General features: G+C 71.7%; 12 protein-coding genes. 4 read left to right on the top strand and 8 right to left on the bottom strand.

Features of this window, described 5'->3' with window-relative positions:
* Positions 1-41: 41 nt before the first annotated feature.
* The 8 genes from ACWEV3_RS40015 to ssd form a co-directional block, all read right to left on the bottom strand.
* The gene (locus tag ACWEV3_RS40015) at positions 42-713 is read right to left on the bottom strand and encodes a bifunctional DNA primase/polymerase (protein WP_452618896.1); all 672 of its coding nucleotides are present in this window, start codon (positions 711-713) and stop codon (positions 42-44) included.
* Positions 714-1,042: 329 nt separating this feature from the next.
* Positions 1,043-1,390 carry an Rv3654c family TadE-like protein gene (locus ACWEV3_RS40010; protein ID WP_452618895.1) on the bottom strand — a complete coding sequence of 116 codons (348 nt, stop codon included), beginning with the start codon at positions 1,388-1,390 and terminating at the stop codon, positions 1,043-1,045.
* Positions 1,387-1,770 carry a TadE family type IV pilus minor pilin gene (locus tag ACWEV3_RS40005; protein ID WP_452618894.1) on the bottom strand — a complete coding sequence of 128 codons (384 nt, stop codon included), beginning with the start codon at positions 1,768-1,770 and terminating at the stop codon, positions 1,387-1,389. Before ACWEV3_RS40005 ends, ACWEV3_RS40010 begins: the two co-directional genes overlap by 4 nt.
* Entirely contained in the window at positions 1,770-1,979 is a 210-nt protein-coding gene (locus tag ACWEV3_RS40000) for a DUF4244 domain-containing protein (RefSeq protein WP_132484423.1), read from the bottom strand. The genes ACWEV3_RS40005 and ACWEV3_RS40000 overlap by 1 nt, the downstream gene beginning before the upstream one ends.
* A gap of 34 nt (positions 1,980-2,013) precedes the next feature.
* Positions 2,014-2,715: a type II secretion system F family protein gene (locus tag ACWEV3_RS39995; RefSeq protein ID WP_452618893.1), complete on the bottom strand. Its 702-nt coding sequence runs from the start codon at positions 2,713-2,715 to the stop codon at positions 2,014-2,016.
* Positions 2,712-3,512 carry a type II secretion system F family protein gene (locus ACWEV3_RS39990; protein WP_452618892.1) on the bottom strand — a complete coding sequence of 267 codons (801 nt, stop codon included), beginning with the start codon at positions 3,510-3,512 and terminating at the stop codon, positions 2,712-2,714. Before ACWEV3_RS39990 ends, ACWEV3_RS39995 begins: the two co-directional genes overlap by 4 nt.
* Positions 3,506-4,675: a TadA family conjugal transfer-associated ATPase gene (locus ACWEV3_RS39985; RefSeq protein ID WP_452618914.1), complete on the bottom strand. Its 1,170-nt coding sequence runs from the start codon at positions 4,673-4,675 to the stop codon at positions 3,506-3,508. Before ACWEV3_RS39985 ends, ACWEV3_RS39990 begins: the two co-directional genes overlap by 7 nt.
* 155 nt (positions 4,676-4,830) lie before the next feature.
* Entirely contained in the window at positions 4,831-5,916 is a 1,086-nt protein-coding gene (gene ssd / locus ACWEV3_RS39980; RefSeq protein WP_452618891.1) for a septum site-determining protein Ssd, read from the bottom strand.
* 685 nt (positions 5,917-6,601) lie between these two features.
* On the opposite strand from ssd, the gene ACWEV3_RS39975 reads away from it, so the two are divergent.
* The 4 genes from ACWEV3_RS39975 (at position 6,602) to ACWEV3_RS39960 (ending at position 12,748) form a co-directional block, all read left to right on the top strand.
* Positions 6,602-7,441 carry an HAD family hydrolase gene (locus ACWEV3_RS39975; protein WP_093268185.1) on the top strand — a complete coding sequence of 280 codons (840 nt, stop codon included), beginning with the start codon at positions 6,602-6,604 and terminating at the stop codon, positions 7,439-7,441.
* A gap of 510 nt (positions 7,442-7,951) precedes the next feature.
* Complete coding sequence (locus tag ACWEV3_RS39970; RefSeq protein ID WP_452618890.1) at positions 7,952-9,727, top strand: glycoside hydrolase family 3 protein; 1,776 nt, start codon at positions 7,952-7,954, stop codon at positions 9,725-9,727.
* 26 nt (positions 9,728-9,753) lie between these two features.
* A complete protein-coding gene (locus tag ACWEV3_RS39965) occupies positions 9,754-11,001 on the top strand; it encodes an exo-beta-N-acetylmuramidase NamZ family protein (protein WP_452618889.1) in 1,248 nt (415 codons plus the stop codon).
* Positions 11,002-11,011: 10 nt separating this feature from the next.
* A complete protein-coding gene (locus ACWEV3_RS39960; protein WP_452618888.1) occupies positions 11,012-12,748 on the top strand; it encodes a serine hydrolase in 1,737 nt (578 codons plus the stop codon).
* Positions 12,749-13,003: the final 255 nt, after the last annotated feature.

Genomic DNA, 13,003 nt, shown 5'->3' with positions numbered 1-13,003 from the left:
CGGATGCCGATCCGGTCGGCGTCGGTGCGGCCGGCAGGTGGTCACCTGCCCGCTGCGAGAAGTTCCGCCACGTTCTCCGGACTGCTGTTGTCAAGGAGTTCGAGACCCGTGCGGAGCGCGTCCTGCACGAAGTCCGGGGTGGGCAGCTGCCAGGCGCAGACCTCCGGCTTGACCCGCCAGTGCACCGCACCGCCGGGGTAGGCCGTCGGGGGCATCGGCACCCAGCTCCCGTTGCTGTGCAAGATGATTCCGCCCAGCTCGGCCAGCTCGGGGTAGAGCTCGCCGCCGCCGGACATCAGGAAGTACCAGCGGCCGTCCGGGGTGGCCACGATCGGCACCGGGAAGCCGAGTGCGCGCAGCACCAACGCGGCGCGGTGGCCTAGGTTCGAGTCGACCTCGATGGCGTCGACCGTGGTTCCGGTGGCGACCAGCAGGCCGTAGGGCCGCTCCGTCCACCAGGACGTGACCTCGTCGGGGTTGGTGCCGAGGCGGTCCTGCCAGTCGCGGTACACCGGCCGCAGGCCGGTCTCCTGGCGTCCGCGGCGACCGATCCAGCCGTCTTCTTCGGGATAGGTTCCGGGTAGCACCGGCCAACCGCGCGAGGCGAATCCGATTGCCTGCACGCGAAGTTCGATCCGGCTGCTGGTCAGCCCGGCCGGGTGGGCCGGGATGCCGCGGAAGGCGCTTTGCCACCTGTCCGCCGACCGTTGCATTTGCTCCGCCTCCTTGTTCCACAGTGGGCGCCGGACCGGCGGCTCGGGGGGTGCCTCCGGAGAACCTTCGGCAGCCGCCTGATTCTCGACCTCGTTGTCGTGAACCTTGGGTCTTGCGCTCACACCACTAATCAACGTCATCCGAACCGGGTGAGTACACCCCCAGTCGACGACCGGTAGCTGAGCCGCGACGAACGCTCCCGCCCGGAACACGTGAACTATAAGGATCATCCTGTTGAGCGGCACCGGAACGACCGCTCGCTAGGGTGAAATCCGGTCGCCCGACCGCTCGTCGACCGTTCGTCGCGGCCGGATCGATCGGCCGCCGTTCAGCTTCCCTCCGGCCCGGCACGAGCCCGTGCGCTGGCCTTTCGCCCGCCGGGGACGAACCCGGGAAGATCGGCTCGGACCGTCACGAGGGCGTCCCAGCCGTCCATCCGGCATTCCGTGAGCTCGGCTCGCATCCCGCTCGCGACCCGGTTCGCCCGCTCGCACGCGACCTGCTGCCCGTGCGGCGCATATGCGGCGGCGGCCAGCGCGGCGAGATCCGCCGCCCCTTCGGCCCGGTGGCGGGCGACGGTGACCGCGCCCAGTTGCAGGACGACGGACAGCAAGATGATCAGCGCCAGCGAGAGCACCGCCGCAACCACGGTGGCCGCTCCCCTGTCGCCGCTCATGGCGCCACCCCTGGTTCCAGCACCGCCACCGCCCGTGCTTTCAGCCAGCGACCGGGCAGGAACTCGCCGGGTAGCGGGGCGCTCACCTCGGTGCTGACCTGATCGCCCTCGACCAGCACCGAAAGCGACGCGCCGCCGGGTGCGATGCGGCCGACCGCCTCGTCCGCGCGGGGCCGGTCGCCGCGCGCCACCAACCGCGCGGCTTCGACCGCCGCATCGGTGCAGCGGAGCTGGCCGATCAGCGCGCCGATCCCGGTCAGGATCAGCGCGAACACCGCGATCACCGAGCAGATGCCCAGCGCCGCCTCGACCGTGACCGCCCCGGCGTCGCGGCAGGCCGTTCCGGCGCCGGGCGACGCCGGAACCACCTGCGCGGCCATCAGGTATCGCCGCCTTCGAGCCCGCGGGCGATGAGCCCGGCGAGCGCGTCCTTGACCGAGTTTCCGGTCACGACGTCATAGAGAAGCGAGGCGAACGCCACCGCTGCGACGGTTCCCACCGCGTATTCGGCGGTGCTCATGCCGCCGTCTCCGTGCAGCAGGGCGCGCAGTCGGCGCGTCGCCGTCCACCGGTTCGACCGGGCACTCATCTCGATCAACCTCCAATTCAGATCCACAATGGACTCACAAGGGCACCGCGAGGCGATGCATCATGCCGACCACCACGGGCAGCACCCCGAGGCACAGGAACGCGGGCAGGAAGCACAGGCCGAGCGGCGCCGAGATCCACACCGTTGCGCGTTGCGCGCGTGCTTCGGCCTGCTCGGCAACCGCAGCTCGCGCGTGGGCAGCGATTTCGCCCGCCACGTCCGCCAGCGCGCTGCCGGTCCGGGCGGTGCGCCGGGCCGCCCGGGCGAGTTCTGCGGTGTCCGGGTTCCGCAGCGCCGGTTCCCAGCCGGTCGCGGCGTCCGCACCCAGCGCGAGGTGGTCGGCGACCTCGCGCAGAGTTCGCTGCGCCGCACCGGTGAGTTCGTCGGCTACCGCGCGCACGATCACCGGCACCGGCAGCCCGGCTCGCATCCCGGCGGCCAGCAGGTCCCAACCGGCGGCCAGCGCGAGCGGATCCGTCCGGTCGCGGCGCCGGTCCGCGAGCGCCGACCACCGGCGCACGGCGAAGGCGGCGGCCAGCCCCATCGAGATCCCGACGACCGGGCCCAGCACCTGCACCGCGCCAGCCCCGACGGCCAGCGGCAACGCCCAAACCACAATGGACTTCCTGGGACGCCCGCGAGCCGGCGAGCGCGGGCCGAGCGACCGGAGCCGCACCCGCGCCGAGCTCGGCGGCACGAGCAGCAGAGCCGCGGCCGCGAGCAGCAGTTCGATCACGGCTGCACCACCGCCCTGGTCAGGCGCAACGTCCAGCCGATCCCGGCGCCCAGCAGGGCCACTCCGACCAGCAGGAGCAGTTGCCCGAGCAGCCCGCCGGCCAGGACGGTGATCGGCCCCGCCCCGACGGCTTCGCCGAACAGCAACCCGAAGACCGGCAGCCCGGTGAGCACGGCGGCGGTCGATCGCGGGCCGGCCATCTTCGCCTCGACGTCCCGCCGGAACGCGGTCCGCCGCTCGACGTCGCGACGCACCGCCTCGAGCAGGTCGGCCAGCGCAACGCCATGCCGCTCCGCCAGCGCCCAGGCCCTGGCCATCCGGTCCTGCGGCCCGCGCAGCTCGGCGATCCCGTCGTGCCCTTCGAGAGCCGCCGCGACATCGCCGCCGAGCCGGACCGTGGTGGCCATGTCCTGGAACACCCCGGCCACCGCCGGACCGGCCTCTGCCGCCGCGCCCTCCGCAGCGGCGGCCGGGTGGGCTCCAGCGCGCAGCTGCGCCACCAGCAGCCGCAGCCCCGCGGTCAGCTCGTCGGCCCGGTCCAGCCGATGTCGCCAGTCCCGCTGCGTTCGCCAGTACTTCGCGCCGAGCAGCGACAACGCAACAGCCGCACAAGAACCGGCCGGACCAGCGAAGCCCCAGCCCGCGACGGCACCGGCTGGAATCACGAGCAGCCGACCGACACCCCGGAACGAGGGTCTGGCAACGCGCACCGGCTCGGCGAGGAGCCGGTCGCGCGCCCTGATCTCCGGCCAGCAGAGAGCGGCTACGGCCAGCACGACCAGCGCGTGGATCAGCACGGCAACGCACCTCCTCTCGCGGCCAGCAGCGCCGCCAACGCGTCCTTGCCCTGCCCCCACCCGCTCTCGGCCTGCCAGGCCGGGAGCACCTCGACCAGCTCGCCGTTGCGCCGCAGCACGCCTATCCCGGCGAGGTGCCTTCCGCGCCGAGCGCTCCGGCGAACGTGCAGCACCACCTGCACTGCCGCAGCGAGCTGGCTGTGCAGGGCCGCGCGCGGCAGCCCGCCGAGCGCCGCCAGCGCCTCCATCCGGGCCGGAACCTCTTGCGGCGAGTTGGCGTGCAGCGTGCCCCCGCCTCCGTCGTGGCCGGTGTTCAGCGCGGCCAGCAGCTCGCGCACCTCACCGCCGCGCACCTCGCCGACGACGAGCCGATCCGGGCGCATGCGCAGCGCCTGCCGGACCAGGTCGCGGACCTGGATCTCGCCTGCTCCCTCGACGTTCGCCGGGCGGGTGAGCAGCCGGACCACGTGCGGATGACGCGGGTAGAGCTCGGCGGCCTCCTCGACGCACACGATGCGCTCGGATTCCGCGACCTCGCCCAGCATCGCCGCCAGCAACGTCGTCTTGCCGCTGGCAGTACCTCCGACGACCAGGAAGGCCAGCCTGGTGGCGACGATTTCGCGCAGCACCGCGGCGGTCGGGCCGTCGAAGGCACCGGAACCGCACAGCGCGTCGAGATCGTGCGCGGCCGGGCGCAGCACGCGCAGCGAGATGCAGGTACCTTCGCCCGCAATCGGCGGAAGCACCGCGTGCAGCCGGACCGGCCCGGATGCGCTCTCCTGCGGCAACCAGGCATCGACCCACGGCTGGGCGTCGTCCAGCCTGCGGCCGCTGGCCACCGCGAGCCGCTGCGCGAGGCGGCGCACCGCGTCTTCGTCGGCGAAGCGCACCGCCGCGCGCTGGAGCCCTTCGCCGCGGTCGACCCACACCTTGTTCGGCGCGGTGACGAGCACGTCGGACACCGCCGGATCGCGCAGCAGCGGCTCCAGCACGCCTGCCCCGCGGAATTCCTGCTGCACCAGGCGAAGTGCGGCCAGCACGTCGGCGTCGGCGACCAGCCCGCCCGACTCCTCCCGCACCGCGGACGCGACGGCGGCCGAGGTCAGCGTGGCACCGCTGCCGACCAGCCGGTTGCGCACCCGCTCCAGCAACTCACCGTCGATCGAATCGGCCACAGTGGACGATTCCGCCGATCCGCCGGGGATCGGGCCGACTTCCAGGACACGACTCATGGACATGACTCGACTCACTTCCGTTCCGATGGAGCACCGAAAGAGCTGATTCCCCGCGCCGCCCGACCGGCGCGCTTCCCCTGTCGTCAACCAGCCACTGTGGACGGTTCCGGGCGGCCGAGCGCGGCCAGGACTTCCCGCGCGACCCGGGCCACCGGGCCCCGCCGCACCGGGCCGGCCGCGGCGAGACCGCCGCGATCCAGGACCGCCGGCAGACGCGGCTGCGGCCGCATGACCGCCAGGACCTCCGCGCCCACGGCTCGCGCCACGTCCGCCGTGCGCAGCCCACCGGGCGCGGGCCCCCGGACCACCAGCCGGACCGGACCGGCCGCGTGTTCCCGGATGCTCGCCACCGCTCGTGCCGCTGCCGCGCAGGCACGCACCTCGGCAGGCACGACGACGACCGCCAGGTCCGCGTCGCGCAGCCCGGCCGCGGCCGCAGCCGGAAGGGTGCGCGGGAGATCGCAGACCACGGTGTCGCCGGCCCGACGACCAGCGCAGAGCACGGCTCGCACCGCCTCCGGCGTCAGCCCGGTCGGCGGCCCGTCGCGGTCGCAGGACAGCACCGTGATCGCGCCGCTGCCGATCCGGCGCTTCGGCAGCGCCTCGTGCAGCGCGCTCGCGGCGAGCCGGCCGGCGTTGACGGCCAGCCCCGACCAGCGCAGGCCGTCGGCAGCCTCCGCGCCGACGGCGAGATCGACCCCGCCGCCGAGCGGATCGCAGTCGACCAGCAGCGACCGTTCTCCGCTGCGCGCGGCGAACACCGCCGTCGCGGTGGCCAGCACGGACGCTCCCGCCCCACCGCAACCGCCCAGCACCGCGAGCACCCGGCCGCCCTGCGCCGGAGCGTCGCCGGCATCCGCCAGCAGCTCGATGAGACCCGCCTCGTCGGCAGGCAGTTCGAGCACGCGCTCGGCGCCGATCTCGAACGCGGCACGCCAGAGATCGGGCGTCGGATCCTTCGACAGCACAACGACTCCGCGTCTTCGCGGCAGCCCATCGGCCGCGCCGAGCGCAGCGGCGTCGAGCAGCACCAGCGGCGCGGTCCGCCAGCTCGGCGGCGCCGGGCCCGGCACGTGTTCCACTTCGCCGCCGGCCGCCGCGGCCAGCCGGGAGACCTCTTCGGCCAGCGCGGAATCCCGCGCGACGAGCAGCGGGCGTGCAGCAGTCATGGCGATGCCTCCGGCAATCGAATGGTGGGGATGGATGCGCGCCGAATTGGCGCTCGATAACCAAGGTGGCCGGATCATCGGCAGCTGCCAACCGACTTTTCCAAATCTGTGGACAAACCGATGACCTGTGGATAACTCGCATACCCCGAAAGCGCGACATCGCCCGCGAAAAACGGAAGGAGTTCACATTGGTTTCCGGCGGAATGGGCCGCGGCGGAGCCCCGGAAAGGGGACGGCCCCCGCCAGGGGGGAGGGGCGGGGGCCGTCTGCAGTTCAGCTCCGGGGGGTCGAGCTGAACCTGCCCGGTAGCACCGGACTCCTCTCACTCTAGCTCGTAGATCCCCCGCAATGCCCCCCGTCCATTTGAGCGAACGTTCTCGCTCTCAGTGCGCACTGAACCGGTCAGTAGCCGACATTCGAGTCAAGAAAAAACTCCCGCTAGACGAAAACAACGCCCGACACCACACACAGCGTGAGTTCTCGACGCGTGACGCCCCGTCCCCGCCCCAGGCGCACGAGATCGCGCCGCCCGGGCCCTCGGAACTAGCAAATCCCGGGCGGTCGACGGCGCGACAACGGGCCCGGCGACTAACGGATCGATTGCCGAAAACGATGCGCAAGGCCACCACCGGGAATGGAAAACCCTTCGGTAATGCGCGCCCGCAGCCCGCCGAAGCGGGCTCGTATGCTGTGCGGCGTGACAGAGCCCGCGAACCCATCGACCCACACCGGACGCCGGGTGGCCGCGTTCTTCGACCTGGACAAGACCGTCATCGCCAAGTCGAGCACCCTCGCCTTCAGCCGCCCCTTCTTCCAGGAAGGGCTGATCAACCGACGGGCCGTGCTGAAAAGCGCCTACGCCCAGTTCGTGTTCATGCTGGCCGGCGCCGACGCCGACCAGATGGACCGGATGCGCGCGCACATCACGTCGCTGTGCACCGGCTGGGACGTCGAGCAGGTCAACGCGATCGTCGAGGAAACGCTGCACGACATCGTCGATCCGCTGGTCTACAAGGAAGCCACGCAGCTCATCGCGGAGCACCAGGAGCAGGGCCACGACATCGTCGTGCTGTCGGCCTCGGGCGAAGAAGTGGTCGCCCCCATCGCGAAGCTTCTCGGCGCCACGCACTGGTCCGGCACCCGGATGGTCGTGGTGGACGGCCGCTACACCGGCGAGATCGAGTTCTACTGCTCCGCGGAGAACAAGGCGACCGCCGCCCGCGAGCTCTCCGACGAATACGGCTACGACCTCGCCGAGTGCCACGCTTACTCGGACTCGATCACGGATCTGCCACTGCTGGAAGCCGTCGGGCACCCGACCGTCGTCAACCCCGACCGCGGACTGCGCAAGGAGGCCGTCCAGCGCGGCTGGCCGACGCTGTCCTTCGAGCACCCGGTGTCGCTGCGCGCCCGGATCCCCACCCCGTCCCGCGCGGCGGTGACCGCGGCCGGCGTCGGCATGGGCGCGGTGGCCGCGGCCGGTGCGGCGTGGTGGGGCCTGCGGGCCTGGCGCCGCCGGCGCTGACCGCCACAGCGGGCGCGCGACACCGCACCGCCGGCGAAGATCGCCATCCGAAAACCCATACCTACGGCCTGCATCCGAACCCTTGCAGTGACGCGCGTCACCGACTACAAAGGAGGTGCGGACCCTGGTTGGCCAGGGATGTTACGGAGGAGAAGTAACATCCACCCCGATCAGACTCCGCGCGCGAGGCCCGGAGCACCCACGCGTTGCCGCACACAAGGCTGGTCGTTCCACGGGGTTGCGTACCGGGACGCCGGACGCCTAGCCCGGAAGTTACGACAAGAGTGCACGCTTGGTAACCCGAGTACTCGCGCAGAGGGGCGGCGGCCCGTCGATCTGATCGACGGGCCGCCGCCGTATCTCTGTCTCGTTCCTCCTTCGCGGGACCGTCCGCGACCACACCGGTGCGCAGCGTTGACCGGGGCCGAACGTGTGAGTAACTTCCGAAATCGACCGATTTCGTGGTGAACACTTTCCGCCCGGCGTTACCCCGCCCGCAGGGAGGCCAACGTGAAGACCCGAGCGCGCCGAGCCGCCATCGCGCTGAGCGCCGTCGCCATCGGTGCCGCCGCGCTTACCACCACCGGCGGCACCGCAGCCCCGAAGCAGCCGAAGTCACCCGCCGAGCTGCTCAAGCAGATGACGCTGGAGGAGAAGGTCGGGCAGCTGTTCGTCACCTACGCCTACGGCCGCACGGCGGACACCGCGCACCCGCAGAACCAGGCGGAGTTCGGGGTCGACACCCCGGCGCAAGTGGTGCAGAAGTACCACCTCGGCGGCATCATCCACTTCGCCTGGACCGACAGCCTCTACGACCCCGAGCAGATCGCCGAGCTGTCCAACGGCCTGCAGGACGCCGCGCTCAACTCCGGCGCGAAGGTGCCACTGCTGATCTCCACCGACCAGGAGCAGGGGCAGGTCACCCGGATCCTGGAACCCGCCACCCAGTTCCCGGGCAACATGGCGCTCGGCTCCGGCCGCAGCACCGACGACGCGGTCCGCGCGGCCGCGATCACCGGGCAGGAACTGCGGGCGATGGGCCTGAACCAGAACTTCGCGCCGAGCGGAGACGTCAACGTCAACCCGGCGAACCCGGTGATCGGGGTGCGGTCGTTCTCCTCCGACCCGGCACTGGCCGCGCAGCTCACCGCCGCGCAGATCCGCGGCTACGAAGACTCGGCGAAGCCGGGCGAGACGGTGTCGGCCGCGGTCAAGCACTTCCCCGGGCACGGCGACACCAGCCAGGACAGCCACACGTCGCTGCCGGTGATCGAGCACGACCGGCAGCAGTGGGAGCAGCTGGACGCGCCGCCGTTCAAGGACGCGATCGCCGCCGGGACCGACATGGTCATGAGCGGTCACCTCATGGTCCCCAAGCTCGACGACTCCGGTGAGCCGTCGACGCTGTCCCCGAACGTGCTCACCGGGATGCTGCGCGACGAGCTCGGCTTCAAGGGCGTGATCGTCACCGACTCGCTGAAGATGGACGGGGTGCGGGAGAAGCACCCGGACGCCGAGATCCCGGTGCTCGCGCTCAAGGCCGGTGCCGACATCATGCTGATGCCGTTCAACGTGCAGGTCGCCATCGACGGCGTGGTCAACGCGGTGCGCAGCGGCGAGCTCACCGAGCAGCGCATCGACCAGAGCGTGGAGCGCATCCTGGCGCTGAAGGCCGCGCGGGGCGTGCTGGACAACCCGTTCGTCGACGTGTCCAAAGTGGACCAGATCGTCGGGACGCCGGAGCACCTCGCCGAGGCGCAGGCCATCACCGACCGCACCACGACCGTCCTGCGCAACGACGGGATGCTGCCGCTGCAGAAGCCGGGATCGATGTTCGTGACCGGCGCCGGCGACAAGGCGACCGCCGCGCTGGCCGAACGGATCAAGGCGCGCGGCCCGCAGGCGTCGGCCCTGGCGACGGGCTTGAAGCCGACGCCGGAGCAGATCGGTCAGGCCGTCGAGGAGGCCAAGCGCAACGACGTCACCGTGGTGCTGACCAACGCCGCGTGGAGCGAGGCCAACAAGACGCAGCTCGACCTGGTCCGCGCCCTGCAGCAGACCGGGAAGCCGGTCGTCGCCGTCGCCGTGCGCGACCCGTACGACGCGGCGCACGTCGACCTGCCCGGCTGGATCGCCACCTACTCGGACAAGGCGGTGGCGATGGAATCGCTGACGAAGGTGCTCTTCGGCGAGATCTCCCCGGTCGGCAAGCTGCCGGTCCCGGTGCCCGACCCCGGTCAGCCCGGTGTCGACAAGTACCCGTTCGGCCACGGCCTGAGCTGGTAGCCCGGGTGAAAGCGGAAGGGGCGGGCATGGGTGTGAATCGACGGGGCTTCCTGACCGCCGCGGCGCTGGCGGTGCCCGCGGCGGGCCTCGCGACGAGTTCCGCGTGCGCCGCCCCGCGGTCCACCGACCTCGGCCCGGGCGTCAAGACCGGGGCGGACGTCCTCGCCGCGCGGAACTGGCAGGACATCACCGGCCGCCGGGTCGGGGTGGTCACCAACCCGACCGGCGTGCTCGCGTCGCTGGAGCACGTCGTGGACGTCATGCACGCCAGCGGCGCGGTGGACGTGGTCGCGGTCTTCGGGCCGGAGCACGGGTTCCGCGGCACGTCGCAGGCCGGCGGCTCGGAGGGCGACTACCGCGACCCGCGCACCGGCCTGCCCGTGTACGACGCGTACGGGGCCGACGCGGCGAAGCTGGCCGAGATGTTCCGCAAGGCGGGCGTCGAGCAGGTCGTGTTCGACATCGCCGACGTGGGCTCCCGCTTCTACACCTACATCTGGACGATGTTCACCGCGATGCAGGCGGCTCACCAGGTCGGAGCGGCGTTCCTGGTGCTGGACCGGCCGAACCCGATCGGCTCCCGGGTCGCCGGCCCGCGGCTGGACCCGCGGTTCGCCTCCGGCGTCGGGCTGCTGCCGATCGTGCAGCAGCACGGCATGACCGTCGGCGAGCTGGCGCGGCTGTTCGACCGCGAGTACCTGCCGAGCCCGCTGGAACGCCTCGACGTGATCCGCGTGGAGGGCTGGCGCGGGCGCGGCGCGGACGCCGGCCTGCCGTGGGTCCCGCCCAGTCCGAACATGCCGACCCCGGACACCGCGGCGGTCTACCCCGGGACCGGGCTGTTCGAAGGCACCGTGCTGTCCGAGGGCCGCGGCACCACCAGGCCGTTCGAGATCATCGGCGCGCCCGGCATCGACTGGCGCTGGGCGGAGGAGCTCAACGCCGCCGGACTGCCGGGACTCCGGTTCCGCGAAACCTACTTCGTGCCGACTTTCTCCAAGCACGCCAACGCAACCTGCGGCGGCGTGCAGGTCTACCGCTCGGGCGAGGTCGACGCGATCGGCGCCGCCGTCGCGATGATCACCACCGCGCGCCGCCTGTACCCGCAGGTCTTCGGCTGGCGGCCCGACAACATGATCGACAAGCTGTCCGGCTCCGACCGCCTGCGCACGATGGTCGACGCGGGGGCCGACGTGCCCGAGATCGTCGGCCCCTGGCAGGACGACGTGGCGGACTTCCAACGACAACGCGAGCCGTACCTGCTGTACCGCTGAGGGGGACGCGATGGGCAAGACCATTCTGGTGGCGGTCGCGCTGCTTTCGGTCACCGCGCTGGCGGGGTCCGCCACGGCGTCGCCCGGCCACGTGTACGGGCACTTCGACCGCCCGCAGGACGGCTTCGCGCCGGCCGGCACCTTGTTGTCCGACGGGAGCCCCGAAGACGTCGGGCTCGATCCCCGCCCGATCGACGCGGCACTGCAGCAGATCGCGGCCTGGACGGACAAGACACCGGGCCGCGAGCACCCGATGTACGCGGGTGCGGTAAGCCTGCTGGCGCACGAGGGCGTCGTGGTGCGCCGTTCGGTGGCCGGGCACGAACTGCGCTACGCGGACGGCAACGGCACCGAACTGCCTGCCGAGCAGCGGGAACCGATGCACCGCGACACGATCTTCGACGTCGCGTCGATCAGCAAGCTGTTCACCTCGATCGCGGTGCTGCAGCTGGTCGACGACGGAAACGTGCAGCTCGACGCGCCGGTGGCCACCTACCTGCCGGAGTTCGGCGTCAACGGCAAGGAATCGATCACGGTCGAGCAGCTGCTCACCCACACCTCCGGGCTGCAGGCCGAGGCCCAGCTGTGGAAACTGCCGCCGGAGCAGCGAATCCCGTCGATCATGCAGCTCACCCCGAAACACCCGCCGGGCACCAACTACACCTACTCCGACCCGAACATGATCACGCTCGGGGTGCTGGTGGCACGCGTCTCGGGCGCACCGCTGGACCAGGTGGTGGCGGAGCGGATCACCGGGCCGCTGGGCATGACCGACACCGGCTACAACCCGCCCGCCTCCGAGCTGCACCGCATCGCGGCGACGGAGTACGAGGCCGAGCCGCCGCGCGGCATGGTCCGCGGGCAGGTGCACGACGAGAACGCCTGGGCGCTCGGCGGCGTCGCCGGGCAGGCCGGGGTCTTCTCCACCGCCGACGACCTCGCGGTGCTGGGGCAGGCCGTGCTCAACGGCGGGACCTACGGCGGCAGCCGCATCCTGTCCGAGGAAAGCGTCGAGATGATGCTGACCGACTTCAACGGCGCTTTTCCCGGCAACTCGCACGGCCTGGGCTTCGAGCTGGACCAGCGCTGGTACATGGCCGGGCTCAGCGGGCCGCGGACGGCCGGGCACACCGGCTTCACCGGCACGTCGCTGGTGATCGATCCGGCGTCCCGCTCGGTGGCGGTGCTGCTGACCAACCGGGTGCACCCGTCGCGGGAGTGGGGGTCGAACAACGCCGCCCGGCAGGCCTTGGCGCAGGGCATGGCCCGCGCCCTCGGCGTGGCGCCGGCGCGGGGCTCGGAGTCGTGGTTCTCCGGGCAGGGCGGGACGTTGACGACGGACGTGCTGGGGCCGGTCAGCGGCCCGACGCAGGTGTCGTTCTTCGCGTTCGTGGACACCCAGCGCGACGGCGACGGCACGGACCCGCTGCTCGTGGAGTCCAGTGTGGACGATGCCGGGTGGCGGCCGGTGCCGCTGCGGGCGTCCGGTCCCGGCGCGCCTGACGAGCCGCAGGATTCGTTGGCCGGGGCCGGGCATCGGAGCTGGTGGAAGGTGCGCGGCACGGTCGACGCGAACGCCGGCCAGCAGCTGCGCCTGCGGTGGCGCTACGCGCCGGACGGCCAGTACACCGGGCGTGGCGTGAACGTGGACGGAGTCCACGTGGCCGACCGCGACGCGACGCTGCTGGACGGCGAGCTCGAGGCCGCGCGGCTCCATCCCGAAGGCTGGCTCTCCACCGGCCGCTGACGCAGGGGTCCGCAATTTCCATTGAAATTGCGGAAGTTGTCCACAGCCTCCGGCGTGTCGTGTGCCCGACTCGCCGGAGGTCCGCAATTTCAATGGAAATCGGACCTTCGATTTCAATGGAACTTGCGGACCGTCGGCGTGTCGCACCCCGACACGCCGACGCCTGTGGACAAGTCCTGCAACTTCAATGGAAATCGGAGCTCCGATCTCCAACTGAGCCTTTTTCATCCTGGTCGGCCCGCAGTCGCGGGTCGT

The organism is Saccharopolyspora sp. NPDC003752, from assembly GCF_053605825.1.
The sequence above is the reverse complement of the archived record's forward strand: the minus strand, read 5'-3'. Positions and strand labels throughout refer to the sequence as shown.